This is a genomic window from Oceanicoccus sagamiensis, from assembly GCF_002117105.1.
Taxonomy (GTDB): Bacteria; Pseudomonadota; Gammaproteobacteria; order Pseudomonadales; family Dasaniaceae; genus Oceanicoccus; species Oceanicoccus sagamiensis.
This window is the reverse complement of sequence record NZ_CP019343.1, coordinates 2,676,398-2,696,685: the sequence shown is the minus strand read 5'-3', so window position 1 is coordinate 2,696,685 and position 20,288 is coordinate 2,676,398. Positions and strand designations below refer to the sequence as shown.

Genomic DNA, 20,288 nt, shown 5'->3' with positions numbered 1-20,288 from the left:
TGCAGCCTTCAATCCCCATTGAAATAAAACCATAAAACCTATACCTGATTATGAAATTTTTCCGCCATTCCCAACCCCAATCGGTAAGCCCCCTTTGGGCCGCTGCCTGCGCAGCAATGACGTTATTATTTATTACTGATCTTCACCCAAAGAAACCAACACCTCAACAGGGCTACCATTGCGATCAACCACAAAGGTGGCCTCTTTGGCTGTACGCATTAATTTATAGATTTGCAATGCCTTGGAAGGTTCATCTAATTCAATGCCATTAATACTGGTTACAATATCATTGGCTTTAAAACCCAAAGCTGCGAACTGTTTGCGATCACGCCCGGCACTCACACGATAGCCCAGCATTTGACCATTTTTTTGTGCTGGTGAAATACGCAATACTTCCGCCAGTGAACTGGGGTTTTTATACAGTCGGTCACGGTAGCCTGTTGCCAGTTTGGTGGCATCGTTATTATTACGCTTGTCAGTGACGGCCTTGCTGGCCGGCCTGCTAACCGCAGCAGCCCCCTTTCCAGCGGCTTTTTTCTCATCATCGTAAAGCCATAGGGACTCATAGCGGCCACTGTTATCCAGGATGACATGGTCAGCCATAACCCGGGCCAGGGTAACTTTGTTGCCCACTGGCAGCTTATCGCCGATATAGTATTGGTCCTGCTTATTTTGGTAAACAATCACCGCCAGAGACTCATCGTCATCAGGGGTGTAAACAATGCCTTCTAAACTGAGCTTTAACTTGGTTTTGGTGGCATTTAATGCCATCTCATCGGCTACCGGTACCGACTCAACCGGTGCCAGCGGCACTGCGCCTGCGACACCAAATAGATTAATGGACTGCAACTGGCTGATATCGGTTTTACTGGCGGGTTTTAAGGTAGCAGGCTCTGCCGGGTCAGCGGCCTCAACAGGCATGGTGTCACTGGCTATAAACACCGTGGTCAACTGACCTAAGGTAATGAGTAGCCAAACAATAAGCACACCACAAACGGCTTTATTCACGGATTGCACAGGTAGAGATTTTGCCACTTCTGTCAATTGTTGCACTATCATCGCAACCCGCGCCGTCACCTGCTCTGCTGTCAATCTACCACCTCAATTTTTTATCGTTAGCGAGCCATTATATGGGGCTTACAAGGTGATAGGAACCCTAATCACAGCAACATTGGCCGCTAAGTCTGTGGCATATTCACAACAGACTGGAAAACTTTGCATCATGGCCTAGAATTGCTGCTACCCCTTGTAAAAAGTGCGCTCACCCAACCCTGCCTACACTACCGGCAGGGCTCAACATTAGCATGGTCATATGACTGACAGATGACAGTGAGCTTGCACTGTAAAGATAGTACAAACACCGCAAAATACCGAGGAAAGATAAGCTGTAATCAGCTACAAATAGCCATGAGTAACCGATTTTTCTTTAATAGACGTACTGGCCTGGATCGCCGCAAGGGCAGTGAGCAACGTCAAAACCCAAGATTGGACTTGAGCCATAAGCGCAGGCGTAAAACGGATGAACGTCGAGATCAGGAACGCAGCAGTGCGGGAGACTTCTATGCGTCCAATAATTACTTTAGCCGGAGCAACCTAAGCAGCCCCGACAAGCACTAACTCCCCAGCCACTGACACTCTAGCCACCGACCAAACTGATCATCACCCCGGCAGCAACCGCCGAACCAATAACCCCCGCCACATTGGGGCCCATAGCATGCATTAACAGGAAGTTTTGCGGATTAGCATCCAACCCGACTTTATTGGACACTCTGGCAGCCATTGGCACCGCAGAGACCCCCGCCGAACCAATCAGGGGGTTGATAGGTGTACTGGACAGTTTATTCATCAGCTTGGCCATCAATACCCCACAGGCAGTACCAATGCCAAAGGCCACAACGCCCAATAGCAAAATACCCAGAGTATTAAGGTCGAGGAATTTATCGGCACTTAATTTGGAACCGACCGATAGGCCCAGAAAGATAGTGGTGATATTGATTAAGGCATTTTGCGTGGTATCGCTTAACCGGTCTACCACGCCACACTCACGCATCAGGTTACCCAAACAGAACATCCCTAATAGGGGAGCCGCCGAGGGCAATACCAAAGCCACCAGAATCAATAGCACTAAGGGGAAGCAGATCTTCTCGACTTTAGAGATGGGGCGCAATTGCACCATTTCGATCTTGCGCTCCTCTTCGGTGGTCAGCGCTTTCATAATCGGAGGCTGGATCATAGGCACCAGCGCCATATAGGAATAGGCTGCCACCGCAATAGCACCGAGCAAATCCGGCGCCAATAAACTGGCCACATAGATGGCCGTTGGGCCATCAGCACCACCGATAATCCCGATAGCGGCAGCATCCGCCAGAGAGAAGTCCATCAGCCCCAGAGCCGTCAAGCCTACCGCGCCCAATACGGTCGCAAAAATACCAAACTGGGCAGCCGCCCCTAATAGCAGGGTTTTGGGATTGGCCAGCAATGGGCCAAAGTCGGTCATGGAGCCTACGCCCATAAAAATCACCAACGGGGCTACCCCACTGGCAATCGCGACGTTATAGAAGTTGTATAACATACCATTGCCAAAACCCAGATCGGCGGCGGTTTGGTTGGCGGCAACATGCAAGCTGGCTGAGGAAGCCTCATAGGCCAGGAAAATATCTTTGCCGGTCTCCCAGGCGGTTAGCTGCAAGGCATTGGCCATAGCCTGCAGGACTTCAGGGTCGGGAGAATAGAGGGCATTTTCGACGGCGGAAAACGCCAGGCCAGCGCCGGGAATATTCGCCAGAATACCGCCAAAGCCTATCGGCACCAGCAATAAGGGCTCAAACTTTTTATTGATTGCCAGATACAACAGCACCAGGCCAACCAGAATCATGACAAACTGGCCGAACTGCATTTGATAAATACCCGAGTCGTACCAGAGGGCTAATAACTTATCCATTGAGCTCTATTCCCCGTTACGCGATATTCAACAAAACATCGCCAACGGAGACAGAGTCTCCCTCTTTGACACTCACACTGGCAACGGTGCCAGATGTTGCGGCGCGGACTTCGGTCTCCATCTTCATCGCTTCCAGAATAATAATCACATCACCCTGCTGTACATGGTCACCGGCGCTGACATTGACCTTAAAGATATTCCCGGCCAGAGGAGCAATAACCGGCTCACCAGAGCCCGCAGCAACAGGTGCTGCGGCAGGAGCAGCGGGAGCGGCAGCAGCCACTGGCGCGATATTGGAAATATCTCCACCTTCAGCCACCTGTACCACATAACTCTGACCACCAACGGCGACGGTATAAACTTCAGCTTCACCTGCCGCAGCCGGTGCCGAAGCAGGAGCGAGTTCTTCACCGGTTGGCACCGGCTCAAAGGCATCGGGGTTGCCGCGGTTTTCTAAAAACTTAAGGCCAATTTCAGGGAACAGGGCATAGGTCAGTACATCATCAATTTCATTATCACCGCTGGCCAGCTTAATGCCCTTTTCTTTGGCAATGGACTGCAAGTCACCGGTTAGCTTATCGACCTCGGCTGCAATTAAATCCGCCGGGCGGCAGCTAATGGCTTCAGCACCATCTAGTACACGGGCTTGTAATTCGGCGTTAACCGGCGCCGGGGTCGAGCCATATTCGCCTTTTAATACACCGGCGGTTTCTTTGGAGATGGACTTATAGCGCTCACCAAACATCACGTTCATCACCGCTTGAGTACCGACGATTTGTGAGGTGGGTGTTACCAGAGCGATATAACCCAGATCTTTACGCACTTTAGGAATCTCAGCCAATACCTCATCCAGCTTATCGGCAGCACCCTGATCTTTTAGCTGGCTTTCCATATTGGTCAGCATGCCACCGGGCACCTGCGCCACTAAGATACGAGAGTCTACACCGCGCAGGGAACCTTCAAACCTGGCATATTTTTTCCGCACGTCACGGAAGTAGGCGGCAATTTCTTCCAGCAGGGTAATATCCAAACCGGTATCACGGTCGGTGCCTTCCAGCATCGCCACAACGGATTCGGTCGGTGAATGGCCGTAAGTCATACTCATCGATGAGATAGAGGTATCGACATTATCAATACCCGCCTCAATTGCTTTAAGCGCAGTTGCGGTGGATAAACCGGTGGTAGCGTGACATTGCATATGCACCGGGATACTCAATTCTTTTTTCAGGCGGCTAACCAGTTCATAGGCGACATAGGGCTTTAACAGTCCGGCCATATCTTTAATGGCAATAGAGTCCGCCCCCATAGATTCAATCTGCCTGGATAAATTAACCCATAAATCAATATCGTGAACCGGGCTTAAGGTATAGGAGATAGTACCCTGAGCATGTTTGCCCACTTTACGCACAGCCTTGATAGCGGTTTCCAAATTGCGAGGGTCATTCATCGCATCAAAGACGCGGAAAACATCCACCCCATTGACCGCAGCGCGTTCCACAAAACGCTCGACCACATCATCCGCATAATGGCGGTAACCTAAAATATTCTGGCCGCGAAAGAGCATTTGCTGGGGCGTATTGGGCATCGCTTTTTTCAGTTCACGGATACGCTCCCAAGGGTCTTCGCCCAAGTAACGAATACAGGCATCAAAGGTAGCGCCACCCCAGGATTCCAGCGACCAGAAACCGACCTGATCCAGTTTCTCAGCAATAGGCAACATATCATCCAAACGCAGACGGGTTGCAAACAGGGATTGATGCGCATCACGCAGCACTACATCAGTAATGCCCAAGGGTTTTTTATTGTCACTCATTGCCAATAACCTTAATGTGGGGGTTGTTGTTTAATACGTTCACTTATTTTTAGAGCGGTACTTATGGATAGCTGCGCTAATGACCGCAACTAACTGTTCATCATTGGCCGCGGGAGCCACTGGCTTAGTAGCAACTGCTGGCGCTGGCTCGGGCGTAACAAAACGCTGCAACACCGCAGACATAAGCGTCGTGGCCACAATCAATAGCACCAGAAAGGTAAATACCGTCCCCATACCATAAAGCATTAACTCAACACCTTGTTGTAACAGCAGGTCCTGCATGGTTCGATCCACCAATAATGAGTAAAAAAGGTCAACACCACCGGCAAAGGCGGCCAAAATGGACGGCTAATTTACAGGTTATCCCGCGGTTAGGCAATAAGCAGCGCTCTGTATATGCAAAAGTAATAAAACTACAAAGCCTTTATAATCAGTAAGTTATGCGGCTATAGCACGCTATAATCCCACACCAGAGGATAGGGCTATTATGGCCATTTTTGCGCCACGGCTAGGGCTTTTTGCCAGCTTTTTGCTATTGCTCATGTTGTAGTAAATTTACCAGGCACTCGCCAAATAAGCCCAGCGACGTATAATCCTGCGCCAACCTTAATGAGACCCCGTTAATATGCGAATTTTTTTAGCCCCCATGGAAGGCGTAGTGGACCACACTATGCGCACCATGTTGACTCAGGTTGGCGGCATTGACCGCTGCGTCACTGAGTTTGTGCGGGTGACCACGACGCTGCTGCCGCCGAAGACGTTTTATCGCCTATGCCCGGAATTACATAAACAGGGGCTAACCCCATCGGGGGTGCCGGTTTATGTGCAGCTGTTAGGTGGCCAGCCTGAGCCTATGGCCATCAACGCTGAGCGAGCGGCGCAACTGGGGGCACCGGGTATTGATATCAATTTTGGCTGCCCCGCCAAACAGGTTAATCGCAGCGATGGTGGCTCGGTCTTATTGCAAGAACCCGACCGGGTCTTTGCGATTGTGGATGCCGTTAGAAAAGCAGTACCGGCATCAACCCCGGTCACCGTTAAAATTCGCCTGGGCTTTAATGACCGCAGCTTATTAGAAGACGTAACTCAGGCGATTTTTGCCGCCAATGCCAGTGAGCTGACGATTCATGCCCGCACCAAAGAGGATGGCTATAAACCCCCGGCCTATTGGGATGCCATTGCTGATATCTATGCCAATAGCCCTATTCCCATTATTGCCAACGGTGAAATCTGGTCAGTGGCGGATTATCACCAGTGTATTAAAGAAAGTGGCTGCCAGGATATTATGCTGGGCCGGGGTATTCTCGCCTGTCCGGATTTAGCCCGGCAAATTAATGCCACGCAACTAGAGCAACACGTTAGGGTTATGGATTGGCTGATGGTCGTTGAGTTGCTGGTGCAGTTTTGCGTAGTGACCGAAGCGATGTATGAACGCAAATATGTGGGTAATCGAGTGAAACAATGGCTGGGCTATTTGCGCCGCCAATACCCACAGGCCGCAGTATTATTTGAGCAGGTTAAACGCTTAAAGTGGCCTGAAGATATTGCGGCCGCAATAGCCTTACATAAAACCGAATATAGCAAGGCCATCTAATGACCCCGGTTATTTTTGCTCGCCCTTACTAGCCAGCCCCGCCCCTAAAGCCTTACCAGAAAAAATATCTTGGCCGGGCGGAGTTTGCTCCACCGGTTTTTCTACCCAACCTAAAAACTGCCCCACTTTTTGCGCCAGCATTTTTACCAGTTGCCAAATTTTTGGTAACAGCCAAATCACCATGGCGATAAAAACAGCCAGCAAGATCAAAAACAGGACCGGATGATTTAAGGCCGCCCATAAACCGCCAATCACCAAAATATCTTCGGTAAAAGAGGCCGCCCAGTTACTGACCGGCTCCGGTGAAGTATTAATTAGTAGCCGCGAGCCTGCCTTGGTGAAATGCGACGTGGCTGCCAGGCCACCGCCCATAATACCTGCGGCTATTTCCATGGCCGGGCTGACATCCCCTACCGCTCCCGCCGCTAACAGGGCGCCGGCCGGTATCCTGACAAAGGTATGTATCGTATCCCAGCCGGTATCCACACCGGGCGTTTTATCGGCAAAAAACTCTACTGCATACATCACACCCGCGGCCCCGATAACCATAGGGTCCTGCAAAATATGTAACTCGGCAGGCAGGGTGATATTGCCGGTAGCTCCGCCTATACCCAGCACCAATAAGGCTGCATAAAGGTTAATACCACTGGCCCAGGATGCCCCCATGGTTAATGCCAGAGTTGCTAATAACGTCTCATAGGTTTCCACGATTGACCTCCATTGCGAGCATTGGAAGCTTTATCCTAACAAGTCTTTGCCCAATACTCACTGAATTTAAGGCAACCCCCTGTTAACAGCCAATATCCTGCGCCCCAGACCAGCCATGCCAGGGGCTTGTCATAAAAAATTCATCAATGTTTAAAGGAGCAGCTCTAGTCATAGCCAGAGGTCTCACCTAGTATTATTCTGCAGTGGGTATTCAGCATTTTATAATGATAAAACAACGCTCACGCCTGAGTATTCCATCACATTGATAGTATTAAACCTTTAGGGCGTCCTTTATGAAAATAAGTATGACATCTCGATTTTTTTTGCAAAAAATGCCGGCCACCAAGTCGCTGGCCATGGCTGGCATATTTGCCGGGCTAGTCTCATTGAACCCGGCTTTGCAAGCCACCGAACACAGCACTATTTTCCAGGATTGTTTACTGGAAGGTAAAGTGGTTGCCGATAAAGCCAGTGATGGCAGCAATATTGTGCGGATAGACTTTTATAAGGCGCAGCCTTATAAACCAGAGTCCCGCTGTATTATTGATGGCACTCTGGAGTTTAAACAACCCAAAGGCTCATTGATTGAAAACCTTTCTGAGGGCTCTGTGGTGCAATACCACTATATTAAAACCCAGGATGGCAAAACCTCCTGGCAGTTGGTGGGTGCTTTTATTTAATCACGCGCTTTACCTTAGCAACAAAAAAATACCCGGCCAGTGCCGGGTATTTTTTTATCTGCCCTCCATAAAAAAAAGGCCGCACTTGGGAGGGTGCGGCCTTTAGTGAGGTTGGGGATACCTCAGCAAGATGCCATCAATGGCTTAGTCTAACGCTCCTTCAATAATCCAGCCGGACCACCAGGCATCGGCTTCTTCAGTACCGGGTTCAACCGCACCGATAAAGTCAGTTTCTTCAAAGCTAAAGCCTGAACCGTTATCGACTGCCGTAATGGTTGGTGCCGAGCTTAGCTCACCCACACTACCGCCGATGGCGTAGGCAGAATCAATACCTACCGTAAAGCTGGTATCGCCAATCGTACCGGTTTCGGTATCTGCCATACGCTTGTCGTAGAAACCATCTTCACAATCGCCAATCACATTAACCAGGGTGACAGTGGAGAAGGCTTCAAGACCATCGGCATCGCCGGTGGCTGCATTGTCGTCGGTATCGGCATCATCGATACGAATACAGCCGGTATCAAAATCTTTCACCGCTGTATTGTAAATCGATGTGGTTAAGGCACCGCGCAGACGCATACCGGGCTGCTCACCTTTGGAGGATGTGGCATCGTTGTTAACGTCGCTGCCCAGTACCAGAATATTCGCCAATACGGCCTCAGTTTCTGGAACAAAGTCAGCATCACTGGAGTTAGCTTCGATACCGCGGGGGTCATTGCTGCCAGTTGGTGAAGACTTGCTTGGGTTTTTACGAATAATGGCGTATTGGATATTACCCTGATAGCCTTCATCGTAATCGATATCGTCATCATCGTTATTGGTCAACACTAGGTAACGAGCATTAACGGTACCGCCGAACCACTCAACACCATCGTCCAGATTATTATGAACATGGACATACTCGACTACAGTACCGTGACCAACACCTTGTAAGGTAAGACCGTTGATTTCGTTGTTAGGACCGGCCACCAGGCCGCCTTCAGCAATACGCACATAGCGAATAATACCGCTGTTGTCGTCAGCATCGCTGCCGCCGAAACGACCTACAACCGTACCGCCTTCGCCTTCAACGTTACACCAGGTTTCACCGGCACCAAAACAGGCACCGGTACCACCGGCTCCATACTGGGGTGCAAAGCCCTGAACGATCACACCGCCCCATTCACCTTCACCGTCGTAATCTTCATCAGAGACACTGCTAAAAGTAATTGGGCTTGCTGCCGTACCGTCGGCAATCAGTTTGGAACCGCGAGTCACCAGCAATGAACCGTCATCAAACGCGCGAACTTCAACGCCAGGCTCAATCGTCAAGGTAACACCGTTAGCAATCACCGCATCTTTCTCTGCCTGTGAGGCGATAGCGATATTACCGGTGCCCACTAACACTTCACCATCCAAACGCCATTCGTAGCCGTTGATAAAGCGATAGTCTTCATCGATAGTACCGGTGACTGTACAGATGTTAGTGCTGTTATCGCAGCTCACAAAGTCGGCTGCTGCAGGCATTGCCGCATCCACTAATGAACCTTCGATAATCCAGCCCAACCACCAGGCACTGGAGGCATTGGGATCAACCGCACCCACATAGTCAGTTTGGTCAAAGGCAAAACCTGAACCATTATTGACGGCATTAATGGCAGGCGCTTCGCTTAATTGAGCCGCCGCTTCATTGATAGCATAGCTAGAACTGTAGCTTAAGCCGGTTGAAGCAATATTGCTTTCTGTGTCAGCAGCGCGCTTATCATAGAAGCCGTCTTCACAATCACCAATCACATTAACCAGAGTGACATTGGAAAAAGCTTCCAGACCATCGGCATCACCCGTGGCTGCATTTTCATCGGTATCGGCATCGTCGATACGAATACAGCCGGTATCAAAACCATCCACTGAGCTGTTATAGATACTGACCGTTAAAGCACCGCGTAAACGCATACCGGGCTGCTCGCCTTTGCTGGAGTCAGGGTCATTATTCACCGCACTACCGACAACGGTAATATTGGCCAGCACCGCTTCAGTTTCCGGCGTATAGTCGCCATCGCTGGAGTTGGCTTCAATACCACGAGGATCGTTGCTACCCGTAGGCGTGTCTTTGTTAGGGTCTTTCTGGATAATGGCGTACTGGATATTGCCCTGATAGCCTTCATCAAAATCAATGTCGTCATCGTCGTTGCCGGTCAATACCAGATATCTGGCATTAACCGTACCACCAAACCATTCAACACCATCGTCCAGATTATTGTGCACCTGGACATATTCAATCACGGTACCGTGACCTACGCCCTGTAGTGTTAGGCCGTTGATTTCATTGTCAGGGCCAGCGATCAGGCCGCCCTCGGCAATACGTACATAACGGATAATACCGCTATTATCATCGGCTTCATTACCGCCATAAACCGACACTTCAGTACCGCCTTCGCCTTCGATATTACAGACCTCGCCAGCACCAAAACAGGCGCCGGTGCCACCCTGGCCATATTGCGGAGCGAAGCCCTGGATAATCACGCCACCCCACTCGCCGTAACCGTCAAAGTCTGAATCGGCAACGCTGCTGAAAGTGATGGGGGCTGAGGCTGTGCCGTCGGCAAGCAGCATTGAACCGCGGGTCACTAACAATGAACCGGTATCAAACGCACGAACATTGGTGCCCGGCTCAATCGTTAAGGTAACACCGGCATCTTTAATAGCCTGTACCGCGGTAGCATCAGCAACAGTGACATTGCCGCTACCGACAGAAACCGTTCCATCAAGGCGCCATTCACGGTCACTGGTCAGGGTGTAATCCTGATCAATCGTGCCGGATAAAGTGGCGTTACCGGTATTGGCATCACAGCTTACAAAAGAGGCTGCCGTCAAGCTGGCACAATCACCACTTAAGCCGGGATCTGCTGGTTCATCACCACCCACACCGTCGACACCCCCTTCACTTTCGATGACAATACTGACATCGTCCCCTTCGTCACCGTCGCTACAACCTGTTAACAGGGTTACGCTGGCAACTGCTATCGCTAAAAACAGTTTTTTCTGTAACATAGTTTTCTTCCTAGTTTTGTTTATCAATTTAATCAGTTATTAAAATTCGTAACTTAAACCCAGTGATAAAGATGTACCTTCGGTATAAGACTCAATCACCTGCCCATTTCTTTCTTTTTCAAATTCTTCATCCAGAATATTTTTAAGTTTTAGTTTCAGCACCACACTGTCTTCCAGACGCTCAAAGGTTTTCTCATAAGTAAAATCTACCGAGACTCGCCCTTTTTCATATTCGGGTCCGTTATTGCCGCCGCGTGTTACCCGGTAAATACGATCGTCAAAGAAATTAACCAGCAAGGTAAATTTTTGTTGATCCTGATAGTCATCAAAACCGAACTGTAAATTGGCCAACCAGGGCGACTGGCCTTGCAGTTCGCGACCAATGGAGTCTTCACCTTCAAGGCGAATCGAATCCTCATCTAACTCCACTTCTGAATCGATATAAGAGACGTTGCCAGAAATAAAAGCCAGTGTGTCACCGGTATCAATCAGGTACTTGGTAAAATCCAGCTCTACCCCTTCCAGTTCCGCAGACTCTGCATTGCGGTAAGTGATACCGTCAGCCGCTGAACCGGAGGCGTCTGGTACAGCGCGCTCAATCGGGCTATCAATATCCTTGTAGAACAGGGCCAGCGAAATCGTTTCGAGGTCAGTGATGTAATACTCTAAACGCAGATCGAAATTATCGATGGTGCTGACTTCCAAATCAGGATTACCAAAGATCGGGTCATCGGTATCCGGGTCATAAGACAGTGATTCAGAACGCTCGATAATACCGGGGTAAGAGACGGTATTACTGTAGCCAGCGCGCAACTGGAACTGGCTGTCGAAGCGGTAAGTAAGCGCCAGTGACGGCAGGGTCTCATCCGATTCCAGGGAGTTGGAAGCGGTATCTTCATTGGGATAGGTCAAGTCCTGGGTAAACTCTTCCTGGCGTACACCGGCTAATACTGTCAGGTCTTCACCAAACTCAAACAGTGCCGAGGCATAGGCGGCATTAACATCTTCATCCGCATCGTAGGAATCGGTATCGGTGGTATTGGTACCCAGCCTTACCCGATCTAACACATAGTTGTAGTAAGACAGCACGTCTTCGAGGTTTTCGGTATCGGCAAAAGAAATCTCATCGGCATTATCACCGCGCTGCACACCAAAGCGGATTAATTCCACTTCACGGGAGCGATCGGAATACAGTGCGCCAATCTTGAATTCTGCATAAACATCATCGCCAATGGTAAAGGGGATTTTATAATCAACCGATAAATCCACACTGTCTTCGTCCAGCTCTGACCAACGGCGCTCAAAGGCCGATGTTGCCAGCACACCATTAAGGTAAGAATAAGTGCGACGGTCGGGCTCGTAGCGGTCCGTGACCGAGTAGCCGGCATTCCAATCGAGAATATGATCCTGGTCACCCACCGCAAACGCATGGTCGCCGCTAAAGTGTTGGGCAATAAACTCACGCTCTACCCATTCCAGTACCACGCGCTCAATGCCGTTGTCTTCGTTGTCGGTACCAACTTCACGGCGAGCAATATCGTCGGTGTTATGCAGGTAAATGGTTTTACTTAAAATTTCATCGCCACCATCAAATTGATAGCCGGTAATAAAATAGGCATTAACGTTGGTGTTCTGGGTACTGCGGGCATATTCACCTACGGTGGCTGAGGGGTCATTTAACTCGGCATCCAAGCGATCCTTGGTAGTGTATTTGTAACCCACCGTACCGTAGTAACCGATTTCACCGAAGCTATGCTCGACGATATTGCCATGGGAAATGGAAGCCGCCACATCCGGATGGGCTGTTTTCTGACTGAGGTTATAGTCATCCTGGAATTGCACACCGTATGAGGCGGCTGTCAGTGGCGCAGTACAGCGCACCGGGTCAACGGAGGGATCGCAGATCGTTAGTGAACGACCACCATCCGTCGCATTAACCACATTGCTGGGGATATCACGCAAGCCACTGTCATAACCTGCCCAGTCACCATCACTGCCACGGTAGCTAAGAATATCATCGCCGGTAACGTCGAAGTTATAGCCCATACCGAGGGCAATCTCGGTGGTTTTTTCATCGGGCAAACCTTTGGTTTTCATTTTGACACTGCCGCCGGTAGTGCTGCCTAACAGATCTGCTGAGTAGGATTTTTGAATTTCGATAGCACCGATAATATTTGCCGGGAATAAATCCAATTGCACATCACGGCGCATGGGATCCGTACTTGGCATTAACAAGCCATTTAAAGTACTGGAGATATAGCGGCCATCCAGACCTCGAACGTTGGCATATTTTCCTTCTTGAATAGTGACACCCACAATCCGCGACATCGCCAGTGCCACATTGGTATCACCGGAGCGCTCCATTTCTTCTTCACCCATGGTGTCGATCACATTGGAGGAGTAACGCTCGGTCTCCTCCAGTGATGACACGGAAACCTTGGCCACCACCGTTACTTCTTCAATATTTGCGTTGCTGGCACGGGCAGCTGCAGGCTCGGCCTTACCGCGAACCAGAGTCCCCGCATTAATGATACTGTTATCCATATCACTGGCCGGCAAAGAGCGGATAGTCTCAGTGGCACCATCAGCGTTGACTTCGATAACAATATCCGTCAATTGATTCTGTTTGCTGTTAAATGTAAAGGCATGTACTTCATCACCCTCTGCCAACAACTGCACGTTGTGACTACCTTCACTCAAATCAAAGGTGACCACGCTATTGCCCGGCAGCGATTGCGTGTTACCGTCGACCCGAATCGAATAGGCCCGCTGATCGGATTGAGAAATATTAGCCTGGATGGCCAACTCGTTGGCGGCATGGGCTGTAATCCCGGCCGTGAATACCGCAATACTGGCCAATCTGGTGAACAACAACTTTTTCATTAAAACCCCTATTTACGCTTAAGCTAGCTAATCACCAAGTTGCCTGATGACAATATGATGACCAATAAATGACAAACCTTTTCGTTTAAAACCCTGATACCGATGCTGACAGTTATTTTTTTTCATCCTGCCAACTGGATGCATTCGCCTTGTCTCAGAACAAATCGCTATTCGATTCCAGCAAGAACAATCGTTATGGTGTTATTAAAGCGAGGGAATATTTCAGTGAGATGGCATGAAAATGAAGTTTTTATTGCAGGGATATGACAAGCTAGTAGCAGAGCTTCAATCAGTAACAGTAAGGGGGGGGTTATTTTTCTAACGATTAAAAGAATAAAAAAAACCCGCTATTAGCGGGGTTAACTCGAGAACAAATACCTTGAAGAATAAATTATTTACCGCTTATTTTTGGATAATATTATTTAGTTCAATATCATCGCCACTACCATTATTCGCGGTATTTACCTTGCGAGCCTTAAGAATGCCAGCAGTTTCAACAGTCGCTACTTCATCTTCCTCAACCCACTGTTCCATTTTGATACCGTACTTGGCATTATCCACTGCACTAACACGGTGCAATCTGGCTGCAATAAAACCACTGCCCAGCTCTGTCAATTGCATACCATCATCACCATTGCCTGATGATTCGACCGCTGACATTTTGACAGTAATATTACCGCCATCCTCTTCATCCAGCTTGATACCTTCATCCGTATTATTATTGGCTTTAACATAACGGCCTTTAAACTGGATATCACCGTCGCCAGCCTCATCAAAATCAAGACCTTCATCCTGGTTATTGCTGGCTTTTACATTAAACAGGCTAACATCGATATCACCGTCACCGGCTTCATCAATATCAAAACCGTCATCAAGATCTTCTTCGTTATAGAAACCGTTATCATTAATCGTGACGCGAATCATAGTAGCGTCGACATCACCTGTACCCGCTTCATCCAGCTCGATACCATCACCGCCATTGGCGTCGATATGGCTATTAATAATCATGGCATTAATATCGCCTTCACCGCGTTCATCAACACGTACCCCATCAAAATCAATAGCACCGGTACCATTACCAACAAAAGAAGAGTGACGAATAGTCAAGTCAATACCGATCTCTGAACCAGCATCGCCATCATCAAATGCATCGCTATTGTCGTCGATATGCAGGCCAAACAGTGCTGAGTCAGTTACTTTTACACCATCCAGTGTTACTCGAATATCAGCACCGCTAGCATCTTCAGGAATATTAACAACGATGCCCCGTGTTGCACTGTTCGCAACCGTTAAACGACGAATAGTGATATCACCAGCGGTATTAAAAACCAAACTACCATCTTCGGTCACCGCAGTAAGATCATCATCCAGTACAAAATAGCCAGCACCACTACCATCAATAGTGGCGCCATTGCCATGCAGGCTAAGGCGCTGTTTACCGTTATAAATAACGGGTGCCGTTAAGCTAATAGTGGCATTGCGCTTAAAGACAATACGTTTGATAGCAGGGTTATTATTGGCTGACTCAATGGCAGCAAGCAGTGAGTCTTCATCGTGTACAACGCTGGATGCTAAAGCATGACTTGATGCCGTTGCTGCGATCAAACAGAGATAAATCAGTTTATTTTTCATGGTTAAGCCCCTAATAGTTATTGAGGGCCCACCTTAGAAAGCTAACATGACAGCGGCATGATGGTTCTATGTAATTTTTATGGCATTTGCAATGGAATGGTTTCGAAATGGCTTACTGCTATTTGCCCCGAATTGCCAGGGCTTGTATTAATGGCCACGGCCATACGATGACGGTTATCCGGGTGAAATAACTGAAACTGCCAGGCAGCAGCATCCTGCTTAATTTTTTCTGAAAAACTGACTGAAATTGTTGCTGCATCGGAAATAGTAAAACTGAAATTCCCCAAGCCTAAACTTATACCGCGACCATCTGCTTTCATATAGGCTTCTTTTAAGGTCCAATAATCAAAAAAACGATCTTTTTGCTGGTCGGCAGGTAGTGAAAATAAGTCTGTCAACTCCGACGGGGAAAAATAGCGATCGGCAATTGCCAGTACATTATTGTTACGCTCAATATGCTCAATATCCAAACCGATATCATGCTGGCGTGTCACCACACAGGCCACTACCTGAGAGGTATGGCTAAGATTAAAACGCAGGTCAATACCCGGGTTATTAACTTCAGGCTTACCGTGCTTGCCTTTAGTAAAGGACCACTGGGCTGGTTGAATATCCGCATAACGTGACAATACGGTTCTGGCCAAGGCTCGGGTAATCGCATCGCCATCGCGCAGAGCCTCTGTGCGATAGCGCTGATTACGCACCTGCTCCTGCGCCGACATCAGTTGGTAATAGCGTGGCAATAATGTCCGGGGCACCTGGGCAATGTCCGTCCGCCAAATATGAACCTCGTTATCCTGCAATGTTAGTGGCTGTGTCAAAGTACTATCCAAGCTCGGCAATAAGCGTAACGATCTCGTGCTGGGTTTTACCCTCACAACGAATCACATGGTCGGCATATTGGTGATAAAGAACATTGCGCTCGGCAAATAAGTCAGCAAAGCTTTGCTCAGGGTGGCGAGCAACCCCCCGGTTTTCATAATTATTAATTCTGGCCCTTAGCTCTTGTAAAGGCACATCCAGAAAGACCACGGGCCCCAGCTGTTTTAGCACCGCCATACCGGCCTCGCTATAAACCGCACTGCCACCGGTGGCAATAATATGATGATCATAGGCCAGATCAGCCAATACCTCTGCCTCAATACGGCGCAGATTGAGATAGTCAGTTTCATCCATAATCTGCTGCAAGGGCTTCTGCTCACGCAACTGGATTAATAAATCGGTATCGATAAAATCCCTGGCGGTAGCTTTGGCCAGTTGCACACCAATGGTACTTTTACCGGCTCCGGGCATACCAATTAAGCTGATACTACTCATTATTCCCCTCTATTTCTCTCTATTCATCTCTGTAGCATTAATGCTCTGGCACGGATAGCGTTAGTATATACGCTTAGCCCTATGCAGGGCAGCGTGAGCTGTTATGATTCACCGCTGCTACCACCAACCATGCCAACAGGTAATTGCAATGACAGACCACAAGCCCAAGCAGACGATAGTAGATACCTTTGCCCTGACCGGTAAGGTGGCCCTGATAACGGGGCCGGTAAAGGCATTGGCCGTGCCAGTGCTGCGCTACTCGCTGAGGCGGGAGCCCATGTTATCGCCGTTGCCAGAACTGCCAGCGACCTGGACTCTCTACAGGCAGAGTACCCGCAACACATTCAATGTTGGGTGGAGGATGTAAGTAGCGATGGTTTTATGCAGCGGTTATCAACACTAGAGCAATTGGATATATTGGTTAACAATGTCGGCACCAATAAACCCCAACCCTTTACGGAAGTCGACAGCCAAACTCTGGATAATATTCTGGCACTCAATGTTCGCACTGCTTTTTTAGTCGCGCAGGCGGCCGCTAGTATTATGGTCAAACAAGGGGCGGGCTCCATTATTCATCTGTCCTCTCAAATGGGGCATATCGGTGCCGCCAATCGCACCGTTTACTGTATGAGCAAGCACGCCATTGAAGGCTTGAATAAGGCCATGGCGGTTGAGCTTGCCCCCCATAACGTGAGGGTTAATGCTGTTGCCCCCACCTATATTGAAACTCCACTCACCCAACCGATGCTAGCCGAAGCAGCGTTTAAAGCAGAAGTGCTAGGCAATATCCCACTTAACCGTATTGGGAAAGTACAAGATGTGGCTGCCGCCGTACTTTATCTGGCGAGTGGCGCCTCAAATATGGTGACAGGGGAAAGTTTAAAAGTTGATGGTGGGTGGACAGCTGTTTAAAAAAAAGGCGCCGGTGGCGCCTTTTTAACTATAAGTATTAGCCGTTTTACATAGGCCATTTACATAGGTTCTGTGGCCTCTGCTGCAGGCGCTTCAGCGGCGGCTGGTGCTTCTGGAGCAGCTGCTGCTGGAGCGGGTGCAGCTGCTGGCGCTTCAGCCTCTGCTGGCTCCGCAGAACGTACCGGCGTCAAACCTTTCGCTCTGGCATCATTGGCATCATCCAAACTAAAGTCAGCACCTTTCCAGCGCTTGGCTTCGTCAGCAGAATAAGACTCCTTCATCCACCGCGTTGCCCCTTCACGGTCAAAGCCGGCGGCTTTCCACTCTCCAGCCTTTTCAGGGCTAAAGCCATCTCTGGACCAATTCTGAGCTTGGGCAGCATCAAAGCCAATAGCACGCCATTGGGCAATTTCTGTTTCAGACATACCTTCCCAGGTCGGTGTGGAACCACAACCAACCATCACCAGGAACAGGCCCGCTAGCAGACTATTAATAGCTAATTTCTTCATAGTAATTCCTCTTTATTATTGAATAAGTTTGTTACAGGTACTGATATATCCTTTCGATCTACTCTTAAAGTCAATGTAGCACAGAAAATATTACTCTGTCTTGCCAAAGCAGTATTAGTGGCTCGCCGCTTTAGCCGGTAAGGGTTCTGACTGCCCGCCCTTATCCGTCAATAGGCTTAAAGCCGCAATAATATATAAACCGGCCGCCAGTATCTGTAGCAATCGGGTATAGAGTTTATCGCCAGCCTCATCCCCAAAAGCGCCGGTGGTGGAACCCAACAATACAATGACTGTGCTTAAACCTGTGCCATAGAGTGACGCTGTGGGGGAGCCAGAAAAGACTCTTTCGCCAAACCATAGGCTAACGGCAAATACCATCAGCCCCAACATAACAGGCGATGGCGCCACCACGAGAACATTGTAAATCACCAACGCGGCTAAACCACCGACCGTATTGGCCACAATCATGGCCAAAGCGCCCTTGGCACCAACGGCGGCAGATGGCATTTGAATTAACAGAGCAACAAACAATAAAACCAATAATTGACCGGTCATTTCAAACAGGTAAAAAACTAAAAACAAAGGCACCACTAACAGTGTTCTCGCCATGGCCATGGCATATAATTCATCCTTGCTCTGCTCAACTTTATTTTTCTCAGCGGCCACCAGAGTTTCACGCTCCGGAATCAGGGCATAAGCACCCCAGGCCATCACCAAGGCCAGCAGAATAGAAAAGAATAAACCACCCACAAAACTATCAACAATCGGGACTGGGCTCATACCCATTAGCGGTAACATTAAAACCGATAGGTATAGCAACACAATTAACATCGGTGAAACGCCGCTTAAGCCAGCAAATTGGCCAATAAATAGCAGCCAGATAATGACCAGTGTACAAGTGACTGGATAGAGAATTAAAAACTCACTAATACCCTGCCCTAACCACAACATCAATACCACCACCGCCAGAAAGGTTACCCCTTTGCGCCCATCCATCATTGGGCCTTCGGCACTCAGCAAACCGGAAATAAAAATCGGACAGATAAATGCCGCCGGCCAGGCTATTAAAAAGGCCAGCATCACACCGGCCGTTACCGCCAAAGCCAGCCTTAAGGTATTGATCTCTTGTGTGGTCCAATTAGCGAGCATGTTATCGGCGCTTTAGTGGAGGTAGGACAGTATGCTCATCAAGCGTATTAGCAATGAGCCCAGAGCATTCATAATAAAGCCCTCTTCGGTATAGACCACCACATCTGCCTGGCCGCCAATACGGCGCATCCCTTTGGAGCTTTCATCACTAAACTGAACCAATACCGGGAAGCGCTGCGGGTCTCTTAGCCAGCCTTTCGGAGAAGAAACGCTGGGCAACTGGCCCGCTTTGGCGGTTTTACCCCAGTCAACACCATAGCCTGCACCAATAATCGTACCCTTAAACACCCGGCCCGGCGCAGCATCCAATACCATCTCTACCTCATTGCCCTTTTTGATATTTTCCAGACAATTTTCACGCATATACGCTTCTACCCAAACGGCATTGGTAGAAATAAAGGTCATCACGGGCTGGCCCACTGAGGCGTAGTGGCCGATATCAATAGACAGATTACTGACCCCACCTAATGAGGGGGCATAAATCGTAGTGCGGTTAAGGTCTAATTGTGCTTTTTGCAACGCCGCTAATGCGGCACGGATACGAGGGTTTTCATCACCCTGAATACCGAGCTTTTCTTTTTCTTCGACTAGTTTGGCTTCAGCATTTTTGATACCCAGCGTCGCCTTTTCCAGTGCGGTACGTACTTTATCCGCTTCGATTTTGGAGATCACGCCTTTCTCTTCCAGAGATAAAGCACGCTGCGATTGGCGCTGGACAAAGTTATATTCGGTGCGAGCATTGGCCAAACCGGTTTCTGCCGCCGTCACTGAAGCCATTCCCGCGCCTAAATCCTGCCCGGCATTTTCCAAATCAGCCTGTGCCTTATTAACCGCCAACTGATATTGGGTTGGGTCCAGCTTTAGTAAGATATGGCCGTCTTCAACAATCTCATTATCCGAGACATTGATCTCCACAATCTCACCGGCAACCTGCGGCGCAATGGGAACCACATAGCCCCTTACCCGAGCTTCGGTGGTATAAGGCGTATAGCGATCACTAATCACCGACCAGAGAAAGAAAACAACCGCAACGGATAAAATCCGCAGAGTAATTTTCCGAATAGGACTGTCTTTGGGCTGTTCGTCTACCGCGGTATCACCGGCGTTTTCCATAGTCTTT

At 49.0% G+C, this 20,288-nt stretch carries 17 protein-coding genes; 4 read left to right on the top strand and 13 right to left on the bottom strand.

Annotated features, from left to right (window positions below):
* Positions 1 to 132: 132 nt before the first annotated feature.
* A complete protein-coding gene (gspC, locus tag BST96_RS12335) occupies positions 133 to 1,092 on the bottom strand; it encodes a type II secretion system protein GspC (RefSeq protein WP_085759001.1) in 960 nt (319 codons plus the stop codon).
* Between the two features lie 315 nt (positions 1,093 to 1,407).
* On the opposite strand from gspC, the gene BST96_RS20455 reads away from it, so the two are divergent.
* Complete coding sequence (locus BST96_RS20455; protein WP_157117940.1) at positions 1,408 to 1,617, top strand: hypothetical protein; 210 nt, start codon at positions 1,408 to 1,410, stop codon at positions 1,615 to 1,617.
* A gap of 19 nt (positions 1,618 to 1,636) precedes the next feature.
* Here the strand turns inward: BST96_RS20455 and BST96_RS12330 are convergent, their stop codons facing one another.
* Genes BST96_RS12330 through BST96_RS12320 form a run of 3 tightly spaced genes read right to left on the bottom strand, consistent with a single transcriptional unit; the run spans position 1,637 to position 5,093 of the window.
* On the bottom strand, positions 1,637 to 2,941 hold the full coding sequence (locus BST96_RS12330) for a sodium ion-translocating decarboxylase subunit beta (protein WP_085759000.1): 1,305 nt from the start codon (positions 2,939 to 2,941) through the stop codon (positions 1,637 to 1,639).
* A gap of 16 nt (positions 2,942 to 2,957) precedes the next feature.
* Positions 2,958 to 4,754, bottom strand: a complete 1,797-nt coding sequence (oadA, locus tag BST96_RS12325) for a sodium-extruding oxaloacetate decarboxylase subunit alpha (protein ID WP_085758999.1) — start codon at positions 4,752 to 4,754, stop codon at positions 2,958 to 2,960.
* A 39-nt stretch (positions 4,755 to 4,793) separates the two neighbouring features.
* Positions 4,794 to 5,093 carry an OadG family protein gene (locus tag BST96_RS12320; RefSeq protein ID WP_338043276.1) on the bottom strand — a complete coding sequence of 100 codons (300 nt, stop codon included), beginning with the start codon at positions 5,091 to 5,093 and terminating at the stop codon, positions 4,794 to 4,796.
* A 286-nt stretch (positions 5,094 to 5,379) separates the two neighbouring features.
* On the opposite strand from BST96_RS12320, the gene BST96_RS12315 reads away from it, so the two are divergent.
* Positions 5,380 to 6,348: a tRNA-dihydrouridine synthase gene (locus BST96_RS12315; RefSeq protein WP_085758998.1), complete on the top strand. Its 969-nt coding sequence runs from the start codon at positions 5,380 to 5,382 to the stop codon at positions 6,346 to 6,348.
* A 9-nt stretch (positions 6,349 to 6,357) separates the two neighbouring features.
* On the opposite strand, the gene BST96_RS12310 is transcribed toward BST96_RS12315, so the two are convergent.
* Positions 6,358 to 7,056, bottom strand: coding sequence for a DUF4126 domain-containing protein (locus tag BST96_RS12310; RefSeq protein ID WP_085758997.1), 699 nt, complete (start codon positions 7,054 to 7,056; stop codon positions 6,358 to 6,360).
* A 305-nt stretch (positions 7,057 to 7,361) separates the two neighbouring features.
* Here BST96_RS12310 and BST96_RS12305 point away from each other — a divergent pair, with 305 nt between their 5' ends.
* Complete coding sequence (locus BST96_RS12305) at positions 7,362 to 7,736, top strand: hypothetical protein (protein ID WP_157117939.1); 375 nt, start codon at positions 7,362 to 7,364, stop codon at positions 7,734 to 7,736.
* 144 nt (positions 7,737 to 7,880) lie between these two features.
* Here the strand turns inward: BST96_RS12305 and BST96_RS12300 are convergent, their stop codons facing one another.
* The 5 genes from BST96_RS12300 to BST96_RS12280 form a co-directional block, all read right to left on the bottom strand.
* Positions 7,881 to 10,766 carry a hypothetical protein gene (locus BST96_RS12300; RefSeq protein WP_085758995.1) on the bottom strand — a complete coding sequence of 962 codons (2,886 nt, stop codon included), beginning with the start codon at positions 10,764 to 10,766 and terminating at the stop codon, positions 7,881 to 7,883.
* 39 nt (positions 10,767 to 10,805) lie between these two features.
* Entirely contained in the window at positions 10,806 to 13,649 is a 2,844-nt protein-coding gene (locus BST96_RS12295; RefSeq protein ID WP_085758994.1) for a TonB-dependent receptor domain-containing protein, read from the bottom strand.
* Between the two features lie 402 nt (positions 13,650 to 14,051).
* Positions 14,052 to 15,281: a hypothetical protein gene (locus BST96_RS12290; RefSeq protein WP_085758993.1), complete on the bottom strand. Its 1,230-nt coding sequence runs from the start codon at positions 15,279 to 15,281 to the stop codon at positions 14,052 to 14,054.
* Positions 15,282 to 15,358: 77 nt separating this feature from the next.
* Positions 15,359 to 16,102: a 4'-phosphopantetheinyl transferase family protein gene (locus BST96_RS12285; RefSeq protein WP_085758992.1), complete on the bottom strand. Its 744-nt coding sequence runs from the start codon at positions 16,100 to 16,102 to the stop codon at positions 15,359 to 15,361.
* A 4-nt stretch (positions 16,103 to 16,106) separates the two neighbouring features.
* Positions 16,107 to 16,598, bottom strand: coding sequence for a shikimate kinase (locus tag BST96_RS12280; protein ID WP_085758991.1), 492 nt, complete (start codon positions 16,596 to 16,598; stop codon positions 16,107 to 16,109).
* A 234-nt stretch (positions 16,599 to 16,832) separates the two neighbouring features.
* Between BST96_RS12280 and BST96_RS12275 the strand changes: the two genes are divergently transcribed.
* A complete protein-coding gene (locus BST96_RS12275) occupies positions 16,833 to 17,510 on the top strand; it encodes an SDR family NAD(P)-dependent oxidoreductase (RefSeq protein ID WP_085758990.1) in 678 nt (225 codons plus the stop codon).
* Between the two features lie 59 nt (positions 17,511 to 17,569).
* On the opposite strand, the gene BST96_RS12270 is transcribed toward BST96_RS12275, so the two are convergent.
* The 3 genes from BST96_RS12270 to BST96_RS12260 form a co-directional block, all read right to left on the bottom strand.
* Entirely contained in the window at positions 17,570 to 18,019 is a 450-nt protein-coding gene (locus BST96_RS12270) for a hypothetical protein (protein ID WP_157117938.1), read from the bottom strand.
* 114 nt (positions 18,020 to 18,133) lie between these two features.
* The gene (locus BST96_RS12265) at positions 18,134 to 19,168 is read right to left on the bottom strand and encodes a DUF2955 domain-containing protein (RefSeq protein WP_085758989.1); all 1,035 of its coding nucleotides are present in this window, start codon (positions 19,166 to 19,168) and stop codon (positions 18,134 to 18,136) included.
* A 12-nt stretch (positions 19,169 to 19,180) separates the two neighbouring features.
* Positions 19,181 to 20,281: an HlyD family secretion protein gene (locus tag BST96_RS12260; RefSeq protein WP_085758988.1), complete on the bottom strand. Its 1,101-nt coding sequence runs from the start codon at positions 20,279 to 20,281 to the stop codon at positions 19,181 to 19,183.
* Between the last annotated feature and the right edge of the window lie 7 nt (positions 20,282 to 20,288).